Source organism: Acidiplasma aeolicum (assembly GCF_001402945.1).
GTDB lineage: Archaea > Thermoplasmatota > Thermoplasmata > Thermoplasmatales > Thermoplasmataceae > Acidiplasma > Acidiplasma aeolicum.
Window position 1 is genome coordinate 1 of sequence record NZ_LKBG01000180.1, and the last position, 805, is coordinate 805.

The following is an 805-nucleotide window of genomic DNA, read 5'->3' on the forward strand; positions in this document are numbered from 1 at the left end:
ATACAGCAGGTCCAAATCCCCGATCAGCTGGTTCTTGACTGCTGCCGGCTTCTTTATCAGCCTGAAGTATGTACTTACATATTGTTTTAGCTCAGGGTATTCCACCATATTGATTGTATTATTTTTTGATATTACAAGGTATCTTGCTATGCCCCATGAATCTATCTTATCTGTCTTGTTCCTTCTTATTCTGCACCTCTTCATGAGTTTTGTCTCTACTGGGCTCAGAAGCACAGGATTGTAACCGCTTTCTATCAAGAAGTTATATAGATTGGCATGGTAAATATTAGTCGATTCCATTCCTATCCTTATATTGTCATAGCCCTCTATTGTCCCCAAAAACTCTTTGAAGCCAGTATCATTGGTTATGATTATTCCGGCCCTTACCTTATTGAGCACAATGTCTATAATGCAGAAATCAAACTTTCTCTTGGCTATATCTATTCCAATATATTACATATACTCCTCCGGATCAGTTATCCTGCCCATACCCGCAGCAGTCTTGCCTATTATCAGTGCATGAAGCACAATATACTCTATCAGCACACTCGAGTATGAAAAGGGTAAATACAGGCTAAATACAGTGGATTATACCACAAGAGTGTCCCGATATTCCCTGATCATGGCCATAATGGAGTTCTGGTTAAAATCATTATACAAGTGTGTCCAAGCTTCCATATTTGTTCGACAATTGTCATATTTATTAATTTGAAAATCATAAGTGGGATATGGCAGCGAACCACATCCCATTAATTATGCAAAGGTTGGATAAAATAGTTGCGGAGGATAGAATCAGAAAGTACTC

General features: G+C 38.4%; 1 protein-coding gene. It reads right to left on the reverse strand.

Annotation, left to right across the window (positions count from 1 at the left end; genetic code table 11):
* On the reverse strand, window positions 1-450 hold a 450-nt coding region (locus AOG54_RS04250), incomplete at its 3' end, for an IS110 family transposase (RefSeq protein ID WP_330218514.1).
* Between the last annotated feature and the right edge of the window lie 355 nt (window positions 451-805).